This is a genomic window from Arthrobacter sp. 2MCAF15 (assembly GCF_052115605.1).
Lineage (GTDB): Bacteria > Actinomycetota > Actinomycetes > Actinomycetales > Micrococcaceae > Arthrobacter.
Map to the genome: position 1 here is coordinate 22,997 of NZ_JBFRGZ010000006.1, position 21,029 is coordinate 44,025.

At 66.5% G+C, this 21,029-nt stretch carries 24 protein-coding genes; 12 read left to right on the forward strand and 12 right to left on the reverse strand.

The features are described from left to right. Positions 1-268: 268 nt before the first annotated feature. A complete protein-coding gene (locus AB4089_RS08820; protein ID WP_441408911.1) occupies positions 269-1,006 on the reverse strand; it encodes a VOC family protein in 738 nt (245 codons plus the stop codon). A 220-nt stretch (positions 1,007-1,226) separates the two neighbouring features. On the opposite strand from AB4089_RS08820, the gene AB4089_RS08825 reads away from it, so the two are divergent. The 4 genes from AB4089_RS08825 (at position 1,227) to AB4089_RS08840 (ending at position 6,307) form a co-directional block, all read left to right on the forward strand. Next, positions 1,227-1,814: a ferritin gene (locus tag AB4089_RS08825; protein ID WP_441408912.1), complete on the forward strand. Its 588-nt coding sequence runs from the start codon at positions 1,227-1,229 to the stop codon at positions 1,812-1,814. A gap of 11 nt (positions 1,815-1,825) precedes the next feature. After that, positions 1,826-2,593: an SDR family NAD(P)-dependent oxidoreductase gene (locus AB4089_RS08830; RefSeq protein WP_441408913.1), complete on the forward strand. Its 768-nt coding sequence runs from the start codon at positions 1,826-1,828 to the stop codon at positions 2,591-2,593. Between the two features lie 228 nt (positions 2,594-2,821). Then, the gene (gene ppk2, locus AB4089_RS08835) at positions 2,822-3,757 is read left to right on the forward strand and encodes a polyphosphate kinase 2 (RefSeq protein ID WP_441408914.1); all 936 of its coding nucleotides are present in this window, start codon (positions 2,822-2,824) and stop codon (positions 3,755-3,757) included. Positions 3,758-3,766: 9 nt separating this feature from the next. Further along, on the forward strand, positions 3,767-6,307 hold the full coding sequence (locus tag AB4089_RS08840; RefSeq protein WP_441408915.1) for a PEP/pyruvate-binding domain-containing protein: 2,541 nt from the start codon (positions 3,767-3,769) through the stop codon (positions 6,305-6,307). On the opposite strand, the gene AB4089_RS08845 is transcribed toward AB4089_RS08840, so the two are convergent. After that, complete coding sequence (locus AB4089_RS08845; RefSeq protein WP_441408916.1) at positions 6,308-7,219, reverse strand: helix-turn-helix transcriptional regulator; 912 nt, start codon at positions 7,217-7,219, stop codon at positions 6,308-6,310. Between the two features lie 145 nt (positions 7,220-7,364). Between AB4089_RS08845 and AB4089_RS08850 the strand changes: the two genes are divergently transcribed. Further along, positions 7,365-8,003: a LysE family translocator gene (locus AB4089_RS08850; protein WP_441408917.1), complete on the forward strand. Its 639-nt coding sequence runs from the start codon at positions 7,365-7,367 to the stop codon at positions 8,001-8,003. Between the two features lie 7 nt (positions 8,004-8,010). On the opposite strand, the gene AB4089_RS08855 is transcribed toward AB4089_RS08850, so the two are convergent. The 3 genes from AB4089_RS08855 to AB4089_RS08865 all read right to left on the reverse strand — a co-directional run bounded on the left by AB4089_RS08855 (position 8,011) and on the right by AB4089_RS08865 (position 10,715). Next, positions 8,011-9,384: an FAD-dependent oxidoreductase gene (locus AB4089_RS08855; protein ID WP_441408918.1), complete on the reverse strand. Its 1,374-nt coding sequence runs from the start codon at positions 9,382-9,384 to the stop codon at positions 8,011-8,013. Between the two features lie 84 nt (positions 9,385-9,468). After that, complete coding sequence (locus AB4089_RS08860) at positions 9,469-9,891, reverse strand: arsenate reductase ArsC (protein ID WP_390202580.1); 423 nt, start codon at positions 9,889-9,891, stop codon at positions 9,469-9,471. A 149-nt stretch (positions 9,892-10,040) separates the two neighbouring features. After that, complete coding sequence (locus AB4089_RS08865) at positions 10,041-10,715, reverse strand: arsenate reductase/protein-tyrosine-phosphatase family protein (RefSeq protein ID WP_441408919.1); 675 nt, start codon at positions 10,713-10,715, stop codon at positions 10,041-10,043. Between the two features lie 45 nt (positions 10,716-10,760). On the opposite strand from AB4089_RS08865, the gene AB4089_RS08870 reads away from it, so the two are divergent. From AB4089_RS08870 to AB4089_RS08880, 3 genes are all read left to right on the forward strand, one after another. Next, the gene (locus AB4089_RS08870) at positions 10,761-11,501 is read left to right on the forward strand and encodes an aquaporin (protein WP_441408920.1); all 741 of its coding nucleotides are present in this window, start codon (positions 10,761-10,763) and stop codon (positions 11,499-11,501) included. A 73-nt stretch (positions 11,502-11,574) separates the two neighbouring features. Then, positions 11,575-11,925, forward strand: a complete 351-nt coding sequence (locus AB4089_RS08875; RefSeq protein WP_441408921.1) for an ArsR/SmtB family transcription factor — start codon at positions 11,575-11,577, stop codon at positions 11,923-11,925. Between the two features lie 35 nt (positions 11,926-11,960). After that, entirely contained in the window at positions 11,961-12,446 is a 486-nt protein-coding gene (locus AB4089_RS08880; RefSeq protein ID WP_441409073.1) for a GNAT family N-acetyltransferase, read from the forward strand. A gap of 25 nt (positions 12,447-12,471) precedes the next feature. On the opposite strand, the gene AB4089_RS08885 is transcribed toward AB4089_RS08880, so the two are convergent. Both AB4089_RS08885 and AB4089_RS08890 read right to left on the reverse strand, forming a co-directional pair. Beyond that, positions 12,472-13,242 carry a cation transporter gene (locus AB4089_RS08885; RefSeq protein WP_441408922.1) on the reverse strand — a complete coding sequence of 257 codons (771 nt, stop codon included), beginning with the start codon at positions 13,240-13,242 and terminating at the stop codon, positions 12,472-12,474. Then, complete coding sequence (locus AB4089_RS08890) at positions 13,239-13,565, reverse strand: ArsR/SmtB family transcription factor (protein WP_441408923.1); 327 nt, start codon at positions 13,563-13,565, stop codon at positions 13,239-13,241. The genes AB4089_RS08885 and AB4089_RS08890 overlap by 4 nt, the downstream gene beginning before the upstream one ends. A 164-nt stretch (positions 13,566-13,729) precedes the next feature. Here AB4089_RS08890 and AB4089_RS08895 point away from each other — a divergent pair, with 164 nt between their 5' ends. Then, positions 13,730-14,596: a class II glutamine amidotransferase gene (locus AB4089_RS08895; RefSeq protein WP_441408924.1), complete on the forward strand. Its 867-nt coding sequence runs from the start codon at positions 13,730-13,732 to the stop codon at positions 14,594-14,596. Positions 14,597-14,621: 25 nt separating this feature from the next. On the opposite strand, the gene AB4089_RS08900 is transcribed toward AB4089_RS08895, so the two are convergent. Continuing rightward, a complete protein-coding gene (locus AB4089_RS08900) occupies positions 14,622-15,035 on the reverse strand; it encodes a MarR family transcriptional regulator (protein WP_441408925.1) in 414 nt (137 codons plus the stop codon). Between the two features lie 110 nt (positions 15,036-15,145). Further along, a complete protein-coding gene (locus AB4089_RS08905; protein WP_441408926.1) occupies positions 15,146-16,543 on the reverse strand; it encodes an MFS transporter in 1,398 nt (465 codons plus the stop codon). Positions 16,544-16,758: 215 nt separating this feature from the next. On the opposite strand from AB4089_RS08905, the gene AB4089_RS08910 reads away from it, so the two are divergent. Then, a complete protein-coding gene (locus AB4089_RS08910) occupies positions 16,759-17,406 on the forward strand; it encodes a hypothetical protein (protein ID WP_441408927.1) in 648 nt (215 codons plus the stop codon). A 12-nt stretch (positions 17,407-17,418) separates the two neighbouring features. Here AB4089_RS08910 and AB4089_RS08915 read toward each other — a convergent pair whose 3' ends face one another. Both AB4089_RS08915 and AB4089_RS08920 read right to left on the reverse strand, forming a co-directional pair. Next, a complete protein-coding gene (locus tag AB4089_RS08915) occupies positions 17,419-17,766 on the reverse strand; it encodes a UBP-type zinc finger domain-containing protein (protein ID WP_441408928.1) in 348 nt (115 codons plus the stop codon). Positions 17,767-17,893: 127 nt separating this feature from the next. Beyond that, the gene (locus AB4089_RS08920) at positions 17,894-18,835 is read right to left on the reverse strand and encodes a DUF5996 family protein (protein ID WP_441408929.1); all 942 of its coding nucleotides are present in this window, start codon (positions 18,833-18,835) and stop codon (positions 17,894-17,896) included. 305 nt (positions 18,836-19,140) lie between these two features. On the opposite strand from AB4089_RS08920, the gene AB4089_RS08925 reads away from it, so the two are divergent. After that, positions 19,141-19,890 (forward strand): GAF and ANTAR domain-containing protein, encoded by a 750-nt coding sequence (locus tag AB4089_RS08925; RefSeq protein WP_441408930.1) that lies wholly within the window; start codon positions 19,141-19,143, stop codon positions 19,888-19,890. A gap of 16 nt (positions 19,891-19,906) precedes the next feature. Here the strand turns inward: AB4089_RS08925 and AB4089_RS08930 are convergent, their stop codons facing one another. Then, positions 19,907-20,239, reverse strand: coding sequence for a hypothetical protein (locus tag AB4089_RS08930; protein WP_441408931.1), 333 nt, complete (start codon positions 20,237-20,239; stop codon positions 19,907-19,909). Positions 20,240-20,525: 286 nt separating this feature from the next. Between AB4089_RS08930 and AB4089_RS08935 the strand changes: the two genes are divergently transcribed. After that, positions 20,526-21,029: a molybdopterin-dependent oxidoreductase gene (locus tag AB4089_RS08935; protein ID WP_441408932.1), complete on the forward strand. Its 504-nt coding sequence runs from the start codon at positions 20,526-20,528 to the stop codon at positions 21,027-21,029.

Sequence of the window (21,029 nt, forward strand, 5' to 3'; positions counted from 1 at the left end):
GCAAGGCAGCTTGCCTTCCAGGTCGTCGCCGGCCCGGCCCGACCGGCCGGCGCCTACCATCTCAGTGAAGCGCTGGGGGGAACGACCGTTCTGTTCACCCTGGATATGCAGCCCAAGGGGCTCATGAAGCTCGTGGGCCCGATGACCGTCCGCACCATGAACGCCGAGGTCGCCCAGCTGGCCAACCTCAAGAAGGTTCTCGAATCCGCTTAGCGACGCCGTCCGGCGCGGGGCCGATGCGGCCCAAGCAACGAGCCGGGGCTCTGCGTCAGCCAGGGGTGAGGACACAGAACTCGTTGCCCTCCGAGTCGGCGAGGCACACCCACGGCACATCGCCCTGACCGACGTCGGCGATAGTGGCGCCCAAAGCCCGCAGCCGGGCCACCTCTGCTGCTTGATCGTCCCCTGGGTACGGCCTCAGGTCGAGGTGGACACGGCCCCACACCGACCGCACGGCGGGCGTGCGAAGAAACTCCAGATATGGCCCGACGCCGTTGGCCGAACGCAGCCTCGCATGATGGTCAGTCACCTCGTGCAGGGTCCAGTCCGTCGCCTCGCCCCAGAACCGGGCCATGGCCCGCGGATCCGCACAGCTGACTACCACCGCGGCGATCGGCCCGGTGTCCCGGTAGATCGCTCGAGGCTCCAGCACGCGGAACAGGTTGCCCTCCGGGTCGGCCAGAACCGTCCACGGCACGTCACCCTGGCCCACGTCGGCGGGCGTCGCACCAAGCTTGCACAGGTGCTCCACCAGCTCTACCTGGTGGGCCGCAGAAGCTGTGTTGAGATCGAGGCGCGTGCGGTACTTCACCGTCTCGGGGTCCGGGACGGTGACGACATCGACGCAGAAGGCGGCGGGGTCCGGGTAGACGGAGCCCACGGGTTCGACATTGGTCACACCGGGTCCCTCGCTGGAAATACCCCAGCCGAGCGCCTCCGCCCAAAACCGGCCGAGCGCGGAGTCATCCCGAGCCTTGAAATTCACCTGAACAAGTCGCAGCGCCATACCGGCTGACCCTATACCCCGGCATTTCCCGGCATAGGCGGACACGCCCTAGCGAAGAATGGGACGGTGTCCGCCGAGAACCCGCAGCACCGCGCGGTCTGGAAGGTATTGACCGGCCCGTGCGCATCAGGGAGTCTCGAAAGAGTCCAGTCCAGCGGTGAAGCGGCCGTCCCCTCGGTCCTGCCGCGATTTGGCACACCAACAACGCGAGGAGACCCTGATGGGAACCGCCAGTTTCACCGAACTGCTGACCCGCCAAGTCGGCAACGAATTCGCCGCCTCCCACCAATATGTCGCCGTGGCCGCATGGTTTGACGGGCAGGACCTTCCGCAACTGGCCAAGCATTTCTACCGGCAGTCGCTCGAAGAACGCAACCACGCCATGATGATGGTCCGCTACATCCTGGACCGCGGACTGAAGATCGAGATCCCCGGAATCGATCCGGTCCGGAACGACTTCGCGAACGTCGAGGAACCGCTCGCCCTTGCCCTCGCGCAGGAACTGGAAGTCACCGAGAACATCAAGGCAATCTTCGCCGCGGCCAGGGCCGAGAACGACGCCCTGGGCGAACAATTCATGCTCTGGTTCCTCAAAGAGCAGGTCGAAGAGGTCGCCTCGATGACCACGCTGCTGAACATTGCCCGCCGCGCGGACAACCTCTTCGACGTCGAAAACTTCCTGGCCCGTGAACGCGTCGGCGACCAGGGCGGTATCGGCGGACACCACGGATCAGGCGGCCATCACACCGGGCAAGCCGGAGGGAACCACGACTCCGGAACACCGGAGGCCGCCGGCGGAGCACTCTGACCGCCGGCGCCATGGCACGCATTTTCATTACCGGCTCAACCGACGGACTCGGCCTCGCCACCGCCCGGGCGCTCATCCACGACGGCCATGAGGTCCTGCTGCACGCCCGCTCCAGGGAACGTGCGGCCGCCCTCGCTGGACTCGCCCCGCTAGCGGCCGGCGTTGTTATTGGTGACCTCAGCAGCGCCGCCGAAACCCGGCACCTCGCCGAACAGGTCGACGCGCACGGGCGGATGGACGCCGTCATCCATAACGCCGGTGTCTACCTTTCGGCCGGGCGGATGGCGACCCCGGAGGGACACTCCCGCACGCTGGCCGTCAACGTGCTCGCACCCTACCTGCTCACCGCGATGATGGCTCGTCCCGGCCGCCTGATCTACGTCAGCAGCGGGATGCACCACGGTGCCGGCAGCAGTCTCCAGGACATCGACTGGACCGGGCGGCGCTGGAATGCCGGCGCGGCCTACTCCGAGAGCAAGCTTTACGTCTCGGCGCTCTCCGCCGCGGTGGCCCGCCGCTGGCCCTCCGTGCTCAGCAACTCCGTCGACCCCGGCTGGGTCCCCACCAGGATGGGTGGCCCCGGGGCGCCCGATGACCTTGCAATGGGCCACGACACCCAGAGCTGGCTGGCGGTCAGCGAGGACCCCGCCGCGCTGGTCTCCGGCGGCTACTGGCACCACCGCCGGCAGCGGAAGCCCGCCCCCGAGGTCACCGACCTCGGCTTCCAGGACAGGCTCACCGCCAAGCTTGCCGAGCTCACGGGCATCACGCTCGCCTGAGCCGAAGGCCATGGAATTTCGGCCCCCTTCCCGCGTTGCCGCCCCAGCCGGTCCCGGCGGGTGTGGCGGTGCGGCGGCCAGTCCCCCGGCTGGTCTCTATCCTCAGTTCCACCCGGCGGCTTACGCTGGTCGCATTCGATGAACTCGGTTGTGTCTCAGCTGAGTATCGAACGCAGTCGGCACCGTATGTTTCAGGTGACGGTTCAGCGAGGCGAGAGGGGGCCTGGGATGTCGCAGGCGGATAGGACGTGGACACCCGAGGATCAGGGCTGGCTCCGGGAAAACCTGCGGGAGGCCATCGACCACCTGGTGGAGATGGGCTACACGGTGCGCGGCGGGCAAGGGGAGGATCCAGAACTGATCCACCCCGGCGGTTCGGCCGTGCAGACGTGGCGGGAGGACTACCCCTACGAGGAACGGATGTCCCGCGAGGAGTACGAGCTGGAGAAATACCGGCTCCAGGTAGAGCTGCTCAAGTTCCAGTACTGGGGCCAGGACCAGGAGTTGCGGCACGTGATCGTCTTTGAAGGCCGGGATGCGGCCGGCAAGGGCGGCACCATCAAACGCTTTACCGAGCACCTGAATCCCCGCTCGGCCCGGGCGGTGGCACTGAGTAAACCTTCCGACCGTGAACTTGGCCAGTGGTACTTCCAGCGCTACATCCAGCACCTGCCATCGGCCGGGGAGATCGTGATGTTCGACCGCTCCTGGTACAACCGGGCGAACGTGGAGCGGGTCATGGGCTTCTGCACGGAGCAGGAGTTCGACACGTTCATGGTTCAGGCGCCGCTCTTCGAGAGGATGCTGGTGGACTCCGGGATCCACCTGACCAAGTTTTGGTTCTCGGTGACCCGCCATGAGCAGCGCACCCGCTTTGCGATCCGGCAAATAGACCCGGTGCGGCGCTGGAAGCTCTCCCCCATAGACCTGGCCTCGTTGGACCGGTGGGAGGAGTACACGGCGGCCAAGGAAGAGACGTTCGTGCGAACCGACACTGACCACGCACCATGGATCACCATCAAGTTCAACGACAAGAAACGCGGACGGATCAATGCCATGCGCTACTTCCTGAACCAGTTCGACTACGAGGACAAGGACACATCAGTGGTCCACAGCCCTGACCGGCTCATAGTGCGTCGCGGCCGTGAAGCCGCGGGCGACTAGCGCGCCCCCATGATTGGCGAGCGCCCCGCAGCGGGCAGGGTGGCGGCTCCGGACGGCACTGTGGCTGGCCTGGCCGACGTCGGCGCGGGCGACAGATCCGTCGCCGGCGGGAAAGGGGCGAACCTGGGCGAGCTGATACGGGCCGGTTTTCCGGTGCCTCCCGGGTTCGTCATCACCACCGTGGCCTATGGATTGATGCTCGAAGAGACGGGATTGGCCCAGACCCTCAGCGGCCTGTTGCGGGAAGGGGCGGAGGGAGAACGGATCAGGGCAGCTTTCAGCGGTGCGCCCATGCCCGCGGGCATACGCGGCGCGATCACTGCCGCCTACCGGCGCCTGGGATCCGGTGCTGTGGCCGTCCGTTCCAGCGCCACGGCCGAAGACCTCCCTGGAGCCGCCTTCGCCGGTCAGCAAGACACCTTCCTGAACGTCGTCGGAGAACAGGAGCTCCTCAGGGCGGTCGAAAGTTGCTGGGCGTCGCTGTGGACCGACCGGGCGATTTCCTACCGGGCACGGCAGGGCATAACCCCGGACGGCCTGGCGATCGCCGTCGTCGTCCAGAGGATGGTGGACGCAAACGTCGCCGGAGTGATGTTCAGCGCAGACCCGATCACGGGGCGACGGGACCGGATCCTCCTGGACGCCGGCCTGGGTGTGGGTGAGGCTGTCGTCTCGGGGACCGTGACCCCCGAACACTTCGTGATGGACCGACGCGGCAGGCTCTTGAGCTGGCAGCCCGGGGGCGCTGCGGTGCTCACCGGTGCCGGATCCATTCCCGGCGTTAGTGCCAGCGCCAGTGCCAGTGCCGCCATGGACGGGACCAGCAAGCCTGCGCTGGCGAGGGACCAGCTCGCCCGGCTGGCAGGACTTTGTGCGCGCGCTGTGGACCTTTTCGGCGTACCGCAGGACATGGAATGGGCGGTGTCCGGCGGCAGGGTGTTTCTGCTGCAGGCACGTCCGATGACGGCGTTGCCGCCCGAGCCGGTGGGCCTGAACTTCTTGCAGAAGAGAATCGGCCCCACGTATGTCGAGATGTTCAACCAGCGGCCCTATCCGCTGGATGTTTCCGGGTGGCTTCGACTCGGGCTGTTCGACATGCTCGGGAAGATGGCCGGCAGCATCGGCGTTGGCTTTCCCGCCGTCGCGCAGATCCTTCCCGAAGCGGACGGCGTGGTGGTCCGGCTGGTGCCGCCCGTACCCCGCCCCACGTTCAAGATCCTGGGCGCGCCGGTGCTGATCCTGGCCAGGAGCCGGCGCTTCAAATTGTCGCACTGGACCAGCGACGCCCGGCTCACGGCCTATCTAGCAGAGGTGGACAGGATGAACACGCAGGATCCCAGTCAACTGGACTGGCCCCAGACCCTCCAGCACGTGCGCCGCATTTTCGCGGGGCTGTCACCGGTCACCGACCTGCGCGTCTCGTATTTTCCCGGCCTGCTGATCTCCCAGGCCAGGCTGAGATCGCTGCTGCTTCTGCTCGGCCAATCACGGCTGGCCCCCGCCCTGGACGCCGGCGCACCCACCCAAACCAGCGCCGCGAACCAGGAATTGGAAACCCTGGCCGGCCTGGTGCGCGCCGACCCCGGCCTGCGGGCCTTGTTTGAAAAGCCCGGCGCCCCGGATCTGGCGGCCATCCTGGCCAACCCACGGTACACGGACTTCGCGGGCCGTTTCGGGGACTTCCTGCGCACGTATGGCCACCGGGAGACGGCCAGCGTGGTGCTGAGCAGTTCACCCACCTGGTCCGAGGTACCTGAGGTTGTCCTGGGACTGGTCGAAGTCCTGGTTGATGCCCCGCCCGCGAAAACGGACCAGACCGGCAACGCGCTCCGGACGCTCCTGGCCCACCCGGCCATGAAGAGCCCCCGGTTCCGGCGCCTGGTGCTGAACGCAGTCGAGCAGGCCAAGGCAGGAATGGCCTTCCGGGAGGACACGCACTTTTACGCCACGGCGCTCCTTCCCCCGCTGCGCAGGTCCCTCCTGAGCCTCGGCCAGCGGTTGCAAGCTGCGGGGATCATCGACCGGCCGGACGAGGTCTTCCACCTGCGGTTCGAAGAGCTCTGCGCCATAGCCGACCCTGACCGCCTCACGGCCGCCGAACGGGTCCGGTGGCGCGGCCTCGTGATCGCGCGCACCGCCAAGCGCCGCGACCTCGAAGCCGTTCCGCTCCTGGAACTGAGCGATCTTTTCGGGGAGGCGGCGCAGGACGCGGATGCGCTCGTGAAAGGATCGGGCGCCAGCAGGGGCACGGCCACCGGCGCGGTGCGCGTCATCTTGCAGCCGGCGGAATTCGGTAACCTTCGCAGCGGCGAAATCCTGGTCTGCCCCTACACCAACCCGTCCTGGACACCCCTGTTCCAGCGGGCCGCCGCCGTCGTGGTGGACACCGGAGGGATAGGCTCGCACGCCGCCATCGTGGCCCGTGAATATGGCATTCCCGCCGTCATGGGCACCCGCAACGGCACCGGCATCCTCACAACAGGCCAGCGCGTCACCGTGGACGGCGGCACCGGACTGGTCATCCCCGCCCTGCAGCCTCCCGCCGTGTAGCTAGGACGCGCTGCCCAGCTCGCTGCGGGCCGGGGCTTCGGGCGCGCTTTCCCGTTCCTGGGTTGCAGCCCAACTCGCCAGGAGACGCACCCGCTCCGCGGTGGGTGTCCCGGGTTCGGCCGTGTAAATCAGGAGGGTCCAGCCGGGGTCGGCCATCAGCTCGGTGCCTTCGAAGAGGAATTCGAGGTCACCGACAATCGGATGGTGGAACCGCTTAATGCCGGTGGCGTGGCGGCGGACATTGTGATCGCCCCACTTGGCCCGAAACTCCTCACTGCGGGTGGACAGTTCGCCGACGAGATCCTGGAGGCCCTTGTCGTAGGGGTCGCGGCCCGCCTCGGTTCGAAGGATCGCGACGATCGCATCGGCCGCGGCATCCCAGTCCGGATAGAACAGTTCGGCCTTCCCACGGTCCAGGAAGGCGTGCCGGGCCAGGTTTACGGGCCGTTCTGCAGCGGCATACGCCTCGACGTGGAGTGCCCGGCCGAGGATGTTCGCGGCGATGATGTCCAGCCTGCCGTTGCGCACCAGGGCGGGGCCGCCCGTTATCGCGTCGAGAGCCAGCTGAAGGCCGGAACGGACCGTCCGGCTGCGAGGCGAACGGCGCTTTCGGTGGGCCGGCGACGCGTTCGCGGCACGGCCGAGGTCGAAGAGGTGGTCGCGTTCGGCGTCGTCCAGCAGGAGCGCATCCGCGATGGCGTGAAGAACCGCGTCCGAGGCGCCGGCGAGGTCCCCGCGCTCCAGCCGCGAATAGTACTCAACACTCACTCCGGCCAGAAGCGCGGCCTCGGTGCGTCGGAGCCCGGGGACCCTCCGGTTCGTGCCAGGGGCCAGTCCCACTTGCTGCGGCTGCACCTTCGCCCGCCGCGTCGTGAGGAACTCACGAACTTCTTCCCGGTTCTCTGCGGTCATAGGACAACACTAGGAGGTGTTCGGGGCGCATGGGGTTCCCTGGCAGGGCACCCATAGATGTGAACTGGTTATGAACGCGTCCGACGACGTCTTACAGTTCCGCGGTAATTGCAACCAGGCGGCCGGCACCCCGACAATGGTCCTCATGACTGCCGTAACCCTGCTGGCCTTTGCCGGGCTGTGCCTGCTGCTTTCCGTCACTCCGGGCCCGGACACCTTCCTGGTGCTCCGGATCTCGTTGCAGAGTGCCGGGGCCGGCCTGGCCGCGGCGTTCGGCTCGGCGCTGGCCTCCATGGTCTGGGCGGCGCTGGTGGGCGTGGGGCTCGCCGCCGTGCTGGAGGACTCCGCGGAAGTGTTCCGGTGGCTGAAGATCGCAGGCGGGTTGTACCTCCTGTACCTGGGTATCTCGTCGCTGATCCGTGCCCGCGGCAGGACAACCACCACCACAACGGCCGGACACCCTCCGCGCCGCAGCCACAGCCGAAGGGCAGGGTTTGGCGCCGGCGCACTCTCCACACTCCTGAACCCCAAAGTGGGTCTGTTCTATCTCGCCGTCGTGCCGCAGTTCATTCCCCACGGCGGCAACACTCTGGACACCGCTCTGGTGCTTGGCGCCATCGAAAGCATTATCGGCTTCCTCTATCTGGCGGCCGTCGCCATCGCGGCGGCGAAAGCAATGGCATGGCTGCAGCGCCCCCGCGTAAGCCGGTGGCTCGAACGCGGCAGCAGCGGCATCATCGCCGCACTCGGCCTGGGCGTGCTGGCGTCCAGCACCAGCTCCTAGGCCCGCTTCAGCCGGTTTCGCCGGAGCGGCCGTGGGACAGTCCTGTGGGGAACCCGACGAGCACCGGTTCAGGAGCCGCGCAGCACGAGGACTCTGATGCCGCGGGGGCGGCCGGGACGTCGCAGCTGGTTCCGGCGTCGGAGGAGCAGACGCCGGTTTCGGGGAGTTCGAGCTGGACGGTGTCGGCCGCTTCGCGGTCGCCGGCCAGGGCGGCCGCGACGGAGCGGACCTGTTCGTAGCCGGTGGCGAGCAGGAAGGTCGGAGCCCGGCCGTAGGACTTCATGCCGACAATGTAGAAGTCCTTCTCCGCGTGGGCCAGCAGTGCTGCGCCGTGCGGGGGGACGGTGCCGCAGGAATGGAATTCCGGGTCGATGAGCGGGCCGAGTTCGGTGGGTGCTTCGACGGCGGGGTCCAGGTCCAGCCGGAGTTCACGCAGAATGTCCAGGTCCGGGCGGAACCCGGTGCAGGGAACGACGATGTCGGTCTCGAGGGTGCGGCCGTCCACGGACTCGACGGAGACGTGCGAATCGAGGGATTTCAGCGACCCGATGCCGAAGCCGGTGTGCAGTTCGATGCTTCCTGCCTCGACGAGGCGGCGCAGGCGGGCACCGAGCTGGCCACGGGCGGGCAGCCCATCGGCGTCGCCACCACCGTAGACCTTCCCGGCGGACGCGCCGCGGACCGCCCAGAGGATCCGGGTGTCCGGTTCATCCTTGGCCAGGTCCGCCAGGCTGATCAGGGTGTTGGCGGCGGAGTGACCGGCGCCGACCACCAGGACGCGGCGTCCGGCGAACGCGGCACGGCCGCGGCCGGTGACATCCGGGAGCGGGGCGGAGATCCGGTCCGCGGCGGAGTCTTCGCCGATGGCGGGGAGCCCGGAGGTCCCCAGCGGGTTGCGGGTGGACCAGGTGCCGGAGGCGTCGATGACCGCGGCCACGGTGTGGTCGCGGGTTTCTCCGTCCGTGTGCTGGACCCGGAGGACGAACGGCGTGCTGTCGCGGTTGCGGGTGTGGGTCTTGTCCATGCCGGCGCGGGTCACGGCGATGACCCTGGCGCCGGTCTGCAGCTTTGAACTGATGGCCGGGAGGGCGGCCAGCGGGGCGAGGTAGTCATCGATGAGTTCTCCGCCGTAGGGCAGGGCCGTGGGGCGGGGCGATTTCCAGCCGGAGGCTTCGAGCAGGCGGGCGGCGGCGGCGTCGACGTTGAACCGCCACGGGGAGAACAGCCGGATGTGGCGCCACTGCTCAATGGCCGCGGCCGCGGACGGGCCGGCCTCGAAGATCAGAGGTTCCAGGCCGCGTTCGATCAGGTGGGCCGCGGCCGCCAGGCCCACGGGCCCGGCGCCGATCACTGCAACGGGAAGGTTCTTCGCAGAATCCATGGTTTCCTCTGTTTGATCCGTAGGTGTGGCGGTTCAGTTGGGAGAAGCCTGCGGGTCCGAATCTCCCAATGCTCAGCGGGGGGGCTATTTGGCGACGGTCGTGAGCGACGCGATCAGATCCTCGATGCGGGTCTTGATCTCGTCGCGGATCGGGCGGACGGAGTCCACGCCCTGCCCGGCGGGGTCTTCCAGGACCCAGTCCTCGTACCGCTTGCCGGGGAAATAGGGGCATTCGTCACCACAGCCCATGGTGATGACGACGTCGGATTCCTTCACAGCCTCGGTGGTGAGGATCTTCGGGATCTCGGCGGACATGTCGATCCCGAGTTCGGCCATGGCCTCCACGGCCGCCGGATTGACCTTGTCCGCGGGCTGGGAACCGGCGGACCGGACCTCGATCCGTCCCTCGCCGAGGGTAGTCAGGAAGGCGGCGGCCATCTGGGAGCGGCCGGCGTTGTGGACGCAGACGAACAGGACGGAGGGCTTCTTGGCGGTTTCGGTGCTCACGGGTTTCTCCTGGAATCAGTTAGGTGTGGATCGGTTTTGATGAGGTCGTCGTTCCCGCACCACTCTTGACTGCGTAGACATTGATGCTTGTCGATGCTTGAAGTATCGAACTATAAATCGATACTTGTCAATATTTGTGGGTTCGGGTTTTAGGCGGCGATCACGCGGGGTGCGAGGCCGTTGATGCGGTGGGCGATATCCGTAAACGCTTGCTCGAAGGCTTCATCGGTACCCAGGCGCAACGGGTCCGACACGGACCAGTGCACACCGCCGAGGCTGGCCAGTTCCTCATGGGCGTTGTCGCACACGGTCACCACCAAGTCCCCCTCCCCCGCCACCTGCTCCAGCTTGCGCGGTGGAACGTCTGCCAGATCGACGCCGTGGCGGCGGGCGACCTCAATGGCCCCCTGGGCGATGCTCTCCGCGGGATGCGTTCCCGCCGACGTCGAGGGGATTTCGCTGACATGCCCCCAGAGCGCGGCGGCCAGCTGGGACCTGGCACTGTTTCGTGTGCAGACGAACAGCAGGCGGCGGGCCCCGTGCTCAGCCCCGGGCACCAGGCCTTCCAGGGCGCCGGCAACAAGCTGAACATAGCTGCGGCGCCGGTCGGCCTCGGAGCGGTGGCGGGTTGTCAGCCCAGCCTCTTCCAGGGCGCGCAGGTGATGGGAGAGCAGATTTGACGGCATCCCTAGCTCCGCCTGCAGCTCCGTCGGGGAGAAGTCACCCAGCGTCAGCAGATCAACGATGCGCAGGCGCGCAGGATCAGCGAGGGCCGCGTGCTTGGCGACCCTCGCCCGGAAAGCGCCTGCTGTCTCAATATTCATTGGTTCAATTTTGATTGAGGCAATTCTTTCAGTCAAGCTGTTGCCATGACTTCAAACCAGCCGCCGTTATGGCGCCGCGCCACCGCCGAACTGCTCGGCACCAGCCTGCTCGTGATGATCGTCGTCGGCTCCGGAATCGCCGCCCAGCAGCTCTCCCCCAATGACACGGGCCTGCAGCTGCTCCAGAACAGCACCGCCACCGTCCTCGGCCTGACGGTGCTGATCCTTGTACTCGGGCCCGTGAGCGGTGCGCACTTCAATCCGGCGGTCTCGGCCGCCGACTGGATCCTGGGCCGGCGCAATGGCACCGGATTGAGCCTGCCGGAGCTTGGCACGTATGTGGTTGCCCAGACTGTGGGTGCGGTCGGTGGCAGCCTGGTCGCGAACGCAATGTTTGAGGTAGGCACCTCCATCTCCACCAAGGAGCGTGCAACCACGGGACACCTGCTGGGCGAGGTCGTCGGTACCGCCGGGCTCATCCTTCTCATTTTCGCCCTCGCTGCCACATCCCGTGGCGTTCTCGCGGCACCGGCGGTGGGCGCCTACATCGGGGCCGCCTACTGGTTCACCTCCTCGTCATCGTTCGCCAACCCGGCCGTCACGGTGGGCCGAATCTTCACTGACACCTTCGCCGGCATCGCACCCGCCTCCGTTCCCGGCTTCGTCGCGGCACAGCTGGTAGGCGCGGCAGCGGGTCTCGGACTCCTCCTCATCCTGTTCCCCTCGGCGGCCCGCACCGCGGACGACGTCGTGCTGGCGCACAGTTCCGAGCCAGCCCGCACCTAGCCTCGCCGGCCGCCGGGCGACTCCTCACACTTTTGTACATTGATGATTATCAATATCCGGGCATAATAGGTACATGAACTTGCTCCCTGTCCTCGAACCGGCCACCGGGGAAACCTGCTGCACCCCGGCAGGAGTGCCTGCCCTCGGTGCTGAGGAGGCGAAGCAGAAGGCGCTGGTCTTCAAGGCGCTGGCCGACCCGAACCGGTTGCGGCTGCTCTCCATCGTCAAGGCCGATCCCTCCGGCGAATCCTGCGTGTGCGACCTGACCGAACCGCTGGACCTCAGCCAGCCCACCGTCTCCCACCACCTGAAGATCCTGGTCGACGCTGGGCTGCTGCACCGCGAAAAGCGCGGCACGTGGGCGTATTACTCCCTGGTTCCCGGCGCCCTGGAGCGGACAGCCGGACTCCTGGCGGCCCTGTGACCGCGCTCGAACTGTCTGCGATCACGATCCGCGCCATGCACGACGGCGACTGGCCGGCCGTCCAAGGGATCTATCGTGAGGGAATCGCCACCGGCCACGCCACCTTCGAGGCAGAGGCGCCCGACTGGGAACGCTTCAACGCTTCAAGACTGCCGCGCCACCGGTTCGTCGCAGAGACCGCAGACAGCCGGATCCTTGGCTGGGCCGCCGTCGCCCCCGTCTCTGCCCGCCCTGCCTACGCTGGCGTGGTGGAGCACTCTGTCTACGTCGCAGCCGATGCACGCGGTCGCGGCCTGGGCGCGGCGCTGCTGCATGCCCTGGCAGACTCCACGGAGAGTGACGGGATCTGGACCATCCAGGCCAGCGTCTTCCCCGAAAACGAAGCCAGCCTCAAACTCCACCTGGCCAACGGCTACGTCGTCGTCGGGCGCAGGAGCCGCATCGCCAGGATGGCCCACGGCCCGCTTACCGGACAGTGGCGTGACACCGTCCTGATCGAGCGCCGCTCCCCCGCCATCTGACCGGCCCGCCGGGGACCCGGCAGGCCTACAACTCAGTGCTTCCGGGAGCCAACGTCAATTCCACATCCTGTGGTCCGGGCCCGGTTCCGCAGCCCTCGCAGCAGCCCGAACCGGCGCCGGGCGCAGGATCGGCCCCAGTTTGAGAGGCCTCACCGGCATTCGCCCCGTGCGGAACGGCGCAGCAAACATCTCCGCGCCAGGCGTTGATGCCCTCGCGGACGGCGATCGCTGCAATGACCAGGGCTGCGCCGGCGTCCGCCCACCACCAGCCCAGGGTGCTGTTCAGCACCAGGCCGACGAGAAGGACCGCGGAAAGGTAGGTACACAGAAGGGTCTGTTTGGAGTCGGCGACCGCGGTCCTGGAACCCAGCTCCCGGCCCGCCCGGCGCTGCAGCCAGGAAAGGACAGGCATAATGGCCAGGCTCAGGGCGGCGATGACGATGCCCGGGACGGAGTGCTGCGCCTCGCCCCCGCCGGTGAGGGACCGGACGGAATCTGCGGTGACGAAGGCCGCCAGGGCAAAAAACGAAATGGCGATGATCCGCAGCGTCAGGTGCTCACGCCGCTCCGGATCCTTCGCGGAGAACTGCCAGGACAGCGCCAGTGCCGACGCAACCTCAATCACGGAATCCAGTCCGAACCCGATCAGCGCCGAAGAGTCCGCTACGCCGCCCGCCCACAGGGCCACGACGGCCTCGATCACGTTGTAGGTGATGGTTGCGGCGGCGAACAGCCGGATCCGCCTGGTCAGGACAGCCCGGCGCTCAGGCGCCGGCGCGTGCAGGAGGGCCGTCATGCCAGGCACGTCCCGTCCGGGGCGCAGCAGGACGGGTCGACCGCGAGTACCACGCCGATCAGGTCCTTGATGGCATGGCCCAGCCGGGCATCAGCAAGTTCATACCGGGTCCGCCTGCCATCCGGAACCGCAACCACAAGCCCGCAGCCGCGAAGACAGGTCAGATGGTTGGACATGCTCTGCCGCGATACCCCGAGGGAGTCGGCAAGATCGGACGGATACGCCGGCGCGTCTGCCAGGGCCAGCAAGGTGCGGGCCCGGGTAGGGTCCGAAACCGCGTAGCCGAACCGTGCCAGCACCGGGGCATGCGTGAGGGTCTCCATGATTCTAAAGTACAGCCGCACATGTATTCACGCAATGATGTACATGACGAAGGCCAGGAAGGGTGGAGGGCAATTGGCTTGGGCGCAACGGCCGCCGCGGGTAGCGTGACCAACAGGCAGGTCGTGCCGCGGCTGCGGCCGACACACCATAAGGAGGAGGGCCCATGTGCCGACTGTTCGGCCTGCACGCCGGGCCTGGTCCGGTCCGGGCGACGTTCTGGCTCCTGGACGCCCCGGACAGCCTGTCGGCCCAAAGCCGTCGGGAGCCCGACGGCGCCGGGATAGGCACCTTTGACGCGAACGGCAGGGCCCACGTGGCAAAGCAACCGCTTGCGGCGTGGGAGGACCACGCCTTCGCGCGCGAGGCCCGGGTCCTGAAGAGCACCACTTTCCTTGCCCATGTGCGGTACGCCAGCACCGGCGCACACACCATGGTCAACACGCACCCGTTTGAGCAGGACGGGCGGCTGTTCGCCCACAACGGCGCCTTCGGCGACTTGGGGCGGCTCAATCAGCGCCTGGCCGGGCTCGGCGTCGCCGATCTGGTGCACGGCCAGACGGACAGCGAACGCCTCTTTGCGCTGATCACCGCCGAGAGCCGGCGCGCAGGCGGCGATGTCGGGCAAGGCATCACCCGGGCCATCCGGTGGGTTGCCGAGGAATTGCCCGTCTTCAGCCTGAACTTCATCGTGACGACGGCGACCGACCTTTGGGCGGTCAGGTACCCGGCCACCCATGAGCTGCACGTGCTGGAACGCAAGCCCGCCGCGGGCGCCGAGCCGGCGCCCCTGGATGCACGGAGCGCCCGCATCCACGCCCACAGCCGGGATCTGTCCCGTTTCGCGCATGTCCTCATCGCCACCGAGCCCATGGATCCCAACCCGGGGTGGCGTCCCATGGGTCCCGGCGAAATGGTGCACGTTGATCCGGATTTGGCCGTGACGGCCACGTTCCCCTTCCCGGAGGCGCCGGCGCATCCACTAACCCTCGCGGACCTTGACCCGTCCGCGGCGGCGTCCCAGAAGCCCTGACCATGGCAAGCTGCCCCAAAAGCAGTTATCTCGCCGCGAGCCGGTCGGCGTTGTTGGTCATGCGTTCGAGAACGCTGACAGCGATGGCGTACTCATCGGCTCCGATGCCTGCCGTGAGCTCATGGCGGGTCGCTTCGACCAGTCTGGAGGCCTCCGAATGCAAGGCGTAGCCGGCCCCGGTGTGGGCGAGGCGGCCATCGAGGAGGAAAACGAGCTCCCTGCGAACGAGCGCGGCCAGGTCGCGTTCCTGTCCTCCGTCGCCAGTGTCGAAGGGGCGCAAGAAATCCCATATCTCCGCCGGAGTTGCGGGTGCCGAGCTCAACAAGTTGAGGACCTGCCACTGCCGTCTGGTCAGGTGGACGCGGGCCAGCGTGGAATCGAGTTGTGCCTCCAGCGCCGCGTCCAGGCGCTTGACCCAGTATCCGATAGGCCTGTTCACCTTGCCATCGTCGCAGGAGCGTCATACCCGGGCAAGGCCTGCTGACGGGCCCCACTGGGCCGAGTCAGGGGTGGGGTCTGCCCTGCCGGCTCTGGGCCTCCGATTTGCCGTCAGCCCGGCCGTGTCTGCCGGTTGCCCCGGATGCTTTTCGATCCGGCTTTGTGTCGTAACAGGCCCGCCTGCGGCATGGGATGGTTCCGGATACCGACGCCGGAAACTATGCCTCCGAGGATGAGCAGGACGGCGGTCACGCCCAGCATCCGGTGAAATCCGTCCAGTTCAAGTTTGCCGCCCACAACCAGGCCGACCACTGCGATGCCGACCAGACCCGCAACCCTGCTCACGGCATTATTTACTGCAGAGCCGATGCCGGCCTGCTGTTCTAACACCGAGCCGAGAATGGCGGCGGTGAGCGGTGCGACTGTCGCTGAGAGCCCGACTGCGAACAGGAGGATTCCAGGCATCAGCTGGGTCCAATAGTTGACCGGGATTTCAGTTGCGAGCATCAGGAGGTAGCCAACTCCTGCGAGCGCGGGTCCCAGGGCCATGAACCAGCGCGGCCCGAACCGCCCGGCCAGTGAGCCAAACCATGATGCCAGGAGGATGTTGACGAGACTGACCGGAAGCAACGCCAGAGCAGCCAACGTCGCCGGAAACCCGGCCACCTGCTGCAGGAAGAGCACGATGATGAATCCCCCGATCGACAACGCCGCGTAGACGAAGGCCGTCGCCACGTTGCCGACGGCAAAGTTTCGGACGGAGAAGAGGCTGAGTGGCAGGAGAGGCTGCCGCGCGGTCCGTTCCCGCCAAATGAATCCGGCGAGGCACAGGATGCCCAGGACGAACGGCATCAGGATAAGCGGGCTCCGCCAGCCATAGTTGCCTTGTTCGATCAGCGCGTAGACCGGACCCGCCAACCCCAGAACACAAAGCACGGCGCCCGGGTAGTCGATGCGCACCCCAGCGACCCGAACATCCTTGGCCCGCAACACGCCCAACATGTACAGCGTCAAAGCAATGGGCAGGACGTTGATTCCGAAAACCCAACGCCATCCCACCGAGTCCACCAGCACTCCCCCAAGCAGCGGGCCCGCGATGAACGCCACGGTTGTACCGGCGGTCCACTGCCCGATAGCTTTCGCCCGGGGAGCGTCGTCGAAGTTTGAGGTGATCAGGGCGAGGGAACTGGGCACCAGCAGGGCGCCCGCGACGCCCTGGAGCGCCCTCGCCAGGATCAGGAACTCCTCCGTGGGGGCCAGCGCACACATCACCGACGTTGCGCCGAATCCGATCAGGCCAGCGCGGAGGACCACAACGCGTCCGAGCAGATCAGAGAGCGAACCGGCCACCAGGATCAGTGAACCCAGGGTAATCAGGTAGGCGTCAACAACCCATTGCTGCGTCGTCAGTCCGCCGCCCAGTTCACGGGAAATGGCCGGCAGCGCCACGTTGATGACGCTGCTGTCCAGAAACGACACGAAGGACGCGAGAATCGCGATCCACAGCACGAGCCTCTGGGTACGCGCCGACGGTAGGGAGGTCACCCTCCCAGTTAACACCCTCATCTTCTGCTCGAGGGTTGCCCGCGGCCGGTGACCGGTCGATGAACATTGGATGTCCTTCGGCTTCCGGCCTCTACCAGCGCCATAAAATGAAGCGGAAACCTGCCCCGCGGCGATCAAACCAGACAATCCAAACAACCCAGACGGGATGGGCGGCCACAATGGAATCTACTGCCGCAAGAGCCGCCAATGAAGCCGTCCCCGGCATCTACGAGTCCGCCCGCCGCGCCGCCGCGGACCGCATGGAACGCGCGCTGGGACACGCCAGCAAGCGACTCCTCAAGCGCTCCGTACCGACGAGCCTCGCCGTCGTCACCACCGGAACCGATTGGACCGCCTGGCATTTCGTGGCCCAGTCCCTCGGCTGGCCCTTGGAAAGCGAGCACCAAGGCACTGCATTCCTGACCGTCGACGGCCGCATCTGCTTCTACCGCCAGTCCACGAGCTTCGGCGGAGACGAGTTCCTGAGCATGGACACCATTCTGAGTACATTCGAAGGCGGTAGTGCCGTAAAGAAGCTGGTCAATCCCAAGGAGCTGGTCCCGGCGTCGGGCCGCGTGATCTCTCTGCCGTCCCGCAAACCAGGAAAGGAACCTGCCTGGACGGCTGCCCCGCAGCGCCTGATCGAAATCACCGACAACGTGGCTATTGCCCGCTGGCCCAGGACCGCCCTGGACAACCTGGTAAACATCGATTTTGACGGCAAAGGCAAGGTTTGGGTCACCCACTCCGAGCGGGACCACCACCAGAACATCCCACTGAAGGACTGGCTCRCAATCGCAGCGGCCAAGCTCCTCATCACCGGCTGACTCCGCCCGTCATCAGTGCAGGTGCTGCGTCCAATCACTGGGCACACGCGAGGCTGGGCCCGGAACGCTCTGATCTTCTGGGTGGTGGGCCGGCGGTTCAAGGTCCGGCCCGTCAATAAATGAGGAGCTTGGATAGTGGTAGAACCAGCTTTCGCCAGGCTCAAAGCTACGGACGACCGGGTGGCCAGTAGATCGCGCATGTGCCGTGGCGTGTTGGGCCGGCGAGGTATCGCAGCAGCCGATGTGACCGCATTGAGCGCAACGGCGAAGGTGCAGCCACCACCCTCCGCCGGCCAGGCACTCAACGCAACCGGTCCCGCTGGGTGGAACCGACACTTCGATTCCAGAGATGGCGTCCATGTGGCTTCCCCCTCGGATCCGCGCCCTCGACTCACGCTCCACCCTACTCTCGCAGCCAATCCCAACGCAGGAAAGGGTTCCGGGGCGGATCGTGCCTCGCGTGTTCTGCTGCCTGGGGGGGGTTACATCACCGCCGCCAACGGCGGGGATCCACCTCAAGTCCCGCGCGGTCCCAGTTTCCTGTCACCGCGGCCGCCTCGTACGTGGAGCGGAGGAAACGCAACAGCGTGCTGTCGGGGTCCGGCGCGGTCCGGACATTTTCGTAGGGCAGGAGGTAGAGCTTGTCCTCCCGGCGGTAGACAACCCCATCGGTTTCCCGGATGTACTCCGCGTACCCTGCTGGTTCAGGGTACGCGTAAGCGTAGAAGGCCCCTTCATCCCCCACCCCGGGCCAGAACCCGCAACTGCTCAGCTCATGGGAATAGCCCTCCACCATGACCCAATCCGCGCAGTTTGGGACACCTCCGGGGTGGGTGGGGGCTTCGCGTCCGGAGAAGCGGGCATATGCCAGGTCCATGGACCCCCAGAAGAGGTGGACAGGGCTGGCTTTGCCTCTGAAGTACGAACTGAAGTCTTTCAGGACCCGGTCCACCTGAACCAGCTGCTCCCAGAAGATTCGGACGGCATCTGGGTCGTAGGATGCGTGCCGGTGGTCATCGTCGAAGGGTATGGCCGGGTCCACCTCGTTCGGGACTGCACGGATGGATGACCGGATGCCGAGCCTGGCAAGGGTCGCGAACACCTCCGCATAGAATTCGGCCACCGACTTGGGCTCCAGGACGATGCTCCCGGCGGAGCCATCGCTGGAGCGGACGTTCAGCCGGTGGCCACAGAAATCGAATTCCATGTCGAAGGCCCCGCGCCCATGAGGGATTGTCGACGTCGTAAGTCCTCGCGGCGTGACGTACAGGGTCACGTGCCACCAGTGGTTCAGCATTGGAGAATGCGCCATGCGGATCTTGCCGACGATCTGAGTCCACATGTGCACGGTGTCGCGGGTCTGAATCCAATCATCGACCCGCAGCCGGGGCCACCCGTTGTGGGTGCCAGGATCGTCAATGGCGTCCATCGCAGGTCCTTTCCGTGCCGGACTCGTCCCGAGGCTCCCGGTCGGGGCCGTGCCCTCAGAACCAAGGCGATTGCAGGGGCAGTGGATGTCCGCAGCGCCGGGCTTCAGTTGCCGGGGGGCAGTGGGCACGGCCTCTCCTGCGGGCGAGCCTACGCCGGCGCCGGAGGGCCAGCAATGGGGTCCTGAGTGGGTTCCTGCTCGGGACGCACGGCGTTGGAACTGTCCGCGACCACACGGCGGGCGCGGAAGCGGCGCGGACGTATAGGATCAAGCAAAACACCGAGCAGCGGAGGCCAGCGATGGGCGTGGACCGACCAGATGCAGACACCACCCGGCAGGAAAACAGTCCCGTCAGCGCCGAACTGGCCACCCAACTCAGCGAACTCGCCCGGGAGCTGCAGCAGGAAGATGACGTCCACGCCGTCCTCTCCGGCATTGTCTATGCCGCCCTGGACCTGATTCCTGGTACCGCGCATGCTTCCATCAGCCTCGCGACAGGGCGGAAGACAATTGACTCCAAAGCCGCCTCGGGCGAGCTTGCACGCCGGGTCGATGCCCTGCAGAGTTCCACCGGGCAGGGGCCGTGCATGGACGCGGCCCACGAGGATCGGGTGGTTCGTGTCCCAGACCTCAGTCTGGAGGACCGCTGGCCCGATTTCGCCAGGGCGGCCGTGGAACTCGGGGCGCGAAGCATGCTTTCGTTCCAGCTGTTCGTTGAAGATGATCGGCTCGGCGCCCTGAACCTCTATGGAGCGGGTCCCGATGCCTTCGACGGCGAGTCCGAACAGATCGGTTTGCTGGTCGCGGCGCATGCCGCCGTAGCGTTCGCGGATTCCCAGAAAATCAGTCAGCTCGGCGAAGCCCTGGTGGCCCGGCAGCTGATCGGCCAGGCCGAAGGCATCCTGATGGAGCGGTACAAGATCACGGCCGAGCAGGCCTTTTTGCTCCTCAGCCGTGCCAGTTCCAGATCCAACCTCAAGCTCCGGGACGTTGCCGAACATCTCGCCCGCAGTGGCGAAATAGTTACTCAGCGTCTCCCAGCATCTGAGGGGTGACGTCGCTGACCGTGGCTCAACGCCGCGGCAGGCTGGTATCGACCGGGAAGGTCATGAACGCCGGCGTCTCGTACGGATGCGCGGACAGCGCGGCGTCGACGACGGCGCTGCGCCGGGAGCGCGGGTAAATGGCCTCGATCCGGGTTTCAGGCACCTCCTCGGGGGAATCGACGACGCCGATTGTCGGGTTCGCGCCGGGCAGCGGAGTGAAGCGCCCGGTGCCTTCGAGGCTGAACGAGCAGTGCGAGTAGTTGCCCAGCCTCCCCGCTCCGGCGTCGCCAATGGCCTGCCGGACCGCCTCCGCAGCTGCGGTGGGGACGTAGATGACCAGACAGTCCATTGGGTCCATGGCAGACAGTTTGCCACGAGAGCACCGACGGAGCAGCGCCATGGAAAGGGGCTGGCGAGAGGAGGAAGCCGAGCCGGTCATCAGGGCCGTGGCACCGGGCCGGAATGTTTGCATGTCTGGACCCTGTCCGGACGTTGCCCTATCGTTGGGGCACCGACTACATTCGACCTGCGGATCTCCGCATCGGAGGTACATGATGGGAATCATCTCGTCCGGATTTCATGGAAAACGGCGCACCGGCAATCCAGCGTTACCGCCCGGCCAATACGAGACGGGAAGCTTTCCCGTGCTGACGGCAGGCCCGGCACCCTATATCGCCCCGACGGACTGGAAATTCTTCATCACATCCGAGACGGGGCAGCGCCGTGCCTGGTCCTGGGATGAGTTCATGGCGTTGCCGCAGGATGACATCCGGACCGACATTCACTGCGTGACCAGCTGGTCCAAGCTGGGCACCTCGTGGCGGGGCGTGTCCCTGGACACCCTGTTCGAGGACGTGGAAACGTCGTCGGAATTCACCACCGCCCACTCCTACGGCGGCTATACGACCAACGTTCCCCTGCAGGACCTGCTGGACGGCCAGGCATGGGTGGCCTGGGAATTCGACGGTGAGCCACTGGAACGGGCCCACGGCGGACCTGCCCGGCTGCTGGTACCCCACTTGTACTTTTGGAAGAGCGCGAAGTGGATCAACGGCATCGAACTCATGCCACACGATGCTCCCGGATTCTGGGAATCCAACGGGTATCACATCTACGGCGACCCGTGGCGCGAAGAGCGCTACTCATGA

Excerpts from the sequence above, each read along its gene's own strand:
- AB4089_RS08915 (WP_441408928.1), bottom strand. The coding sequence starts at position 17,766 with ATGGACGCCATCTCTGGAATCGAAGTGTCGGTTCCACCCAGCGGGACC.
- AB4089_RS08830 (WP_441408913.1), top strand. The coding sequence starts at position 1,826 with ATGGCACGCATTTTCATTACCGGCTCAACCGACGGACTCGGCCTCGCC.
- AB4089_RS08890 (WP_441408923.1), bottom strand. The coding sequence starts at position 13,565 with ATGGAGACCCTCACGCATGCCCCGGTGCTGGCACGGTTCGGCTACGCG.
- AB4089_RS08870 (WP_441408920.1), top strand. The coding sequence starts at position 10,761 with ATGACTTCAAACCAGCCGCCGTTATGGCGCCGCGCCACCGCCGAACTG.
- AB4089_RS08885 (WP_441408922.1), bottom strand. The coding sequence starts at position 13,242 with ATGACGGCCCTCCTGCACGCGCCGGCGCCTGAGCGCCGGGCTGTCCTG.
- AB4089_RS08850 (WP_441408917.1), top strand. The coding sequence starts at position 7,365 with ATGACTGCCGTAACCCTGCTGGCCTTTGCCGGGCTGTGCCTGCTGCTT.
- AB4089_RS08840 (WP_441408915.1), top strand. The coding sequence starts at position 3,767 with ATGATTGGCGAGCGCCCCGCAGCGGGCAGGGTGGCGGCTCCGGACGGC.
- AB4089_RS08930 (WP_441408931.1), bottom strand. The coding sequence starts at position 20,239 with ATGGACCCAATGGACTGTCTGGTCATCTACGTCCCCACCGCAGCTGCG.
- ppk2 (WP_441408914.1), top strand. The coding sequence starts at position 2,822 with ATGTCGCAGGCGGATAGGACGTGGACACCCGAGGATCAGGGCTGGCTC.
- AB4089_RS08875 (WP_441408921.1), top strand. The coding sequence starts at position 11,575 with ATGAACTTGCTCCCTGTCCTCGAACCGGCCACCGGGGAAACCTGCTGC.
- AB4089_RS08820 (WP_441408911.1), bottom strand. The coding sequence starts at position 1,006 with ATGGCGCTGCGACTTGTTCAGGTGAATTTCAAGGCTCGGGATGACTCC.
- AB4089_RS08895 (WP_441408924.1), top strand. The coding sequence starts at position 13,730 with ATGTGCCGACTGTTCGGCCTGCACGCCGGGCCTGGTCCGGTCCGGGCG.
- AB4089_RS08855 (WP_441408918.1), bottom strand. The coding sequence starts at position 9,384 with ATGGATTCTGCGAAGAACCTTCCCGTTGCAGTGATCGGCGCCGGGCCC.
- AB4089_RS08845 (WP_441408916.1), bottom strand. The coding sequence starts at position 7,219 with ATGACCGCAGAGAACCGGGAAGAAGTTCGTGAGTTCCTCACGACGCGG.
- AB4089_RS08920 (WP_441408929.1), bottom strand. The coding sequence starts at position 18,835 with ATGGACGCCATTGACGATCCTGGCACCCACAACGGGTGGCCCCGGCTG.
- AB4089_RS08865 (WP_441408919.1), bottom strand. The coding sequence starts at position 10,715 with ATGAATATTGAGACAGCAGGCGCTTTCCGGGCGAGGGTCGCCAAGCAC.
- AB4089_RS08825 (WP_441408912.1), top strand. The coding sequence starts at position 1,227 with ATGGGAACCGCCAGTTTCACCGAACTGCTGACCCGCCAAGTCGGCAAC.
- AB4089_RS08880 (WP_441409073.1), top strand. The coding sequence starts at position 11,961 with ATGCACGACGGCGACTGGCCGGCCGTCCAAGGGATCTATCGTGAGGGA.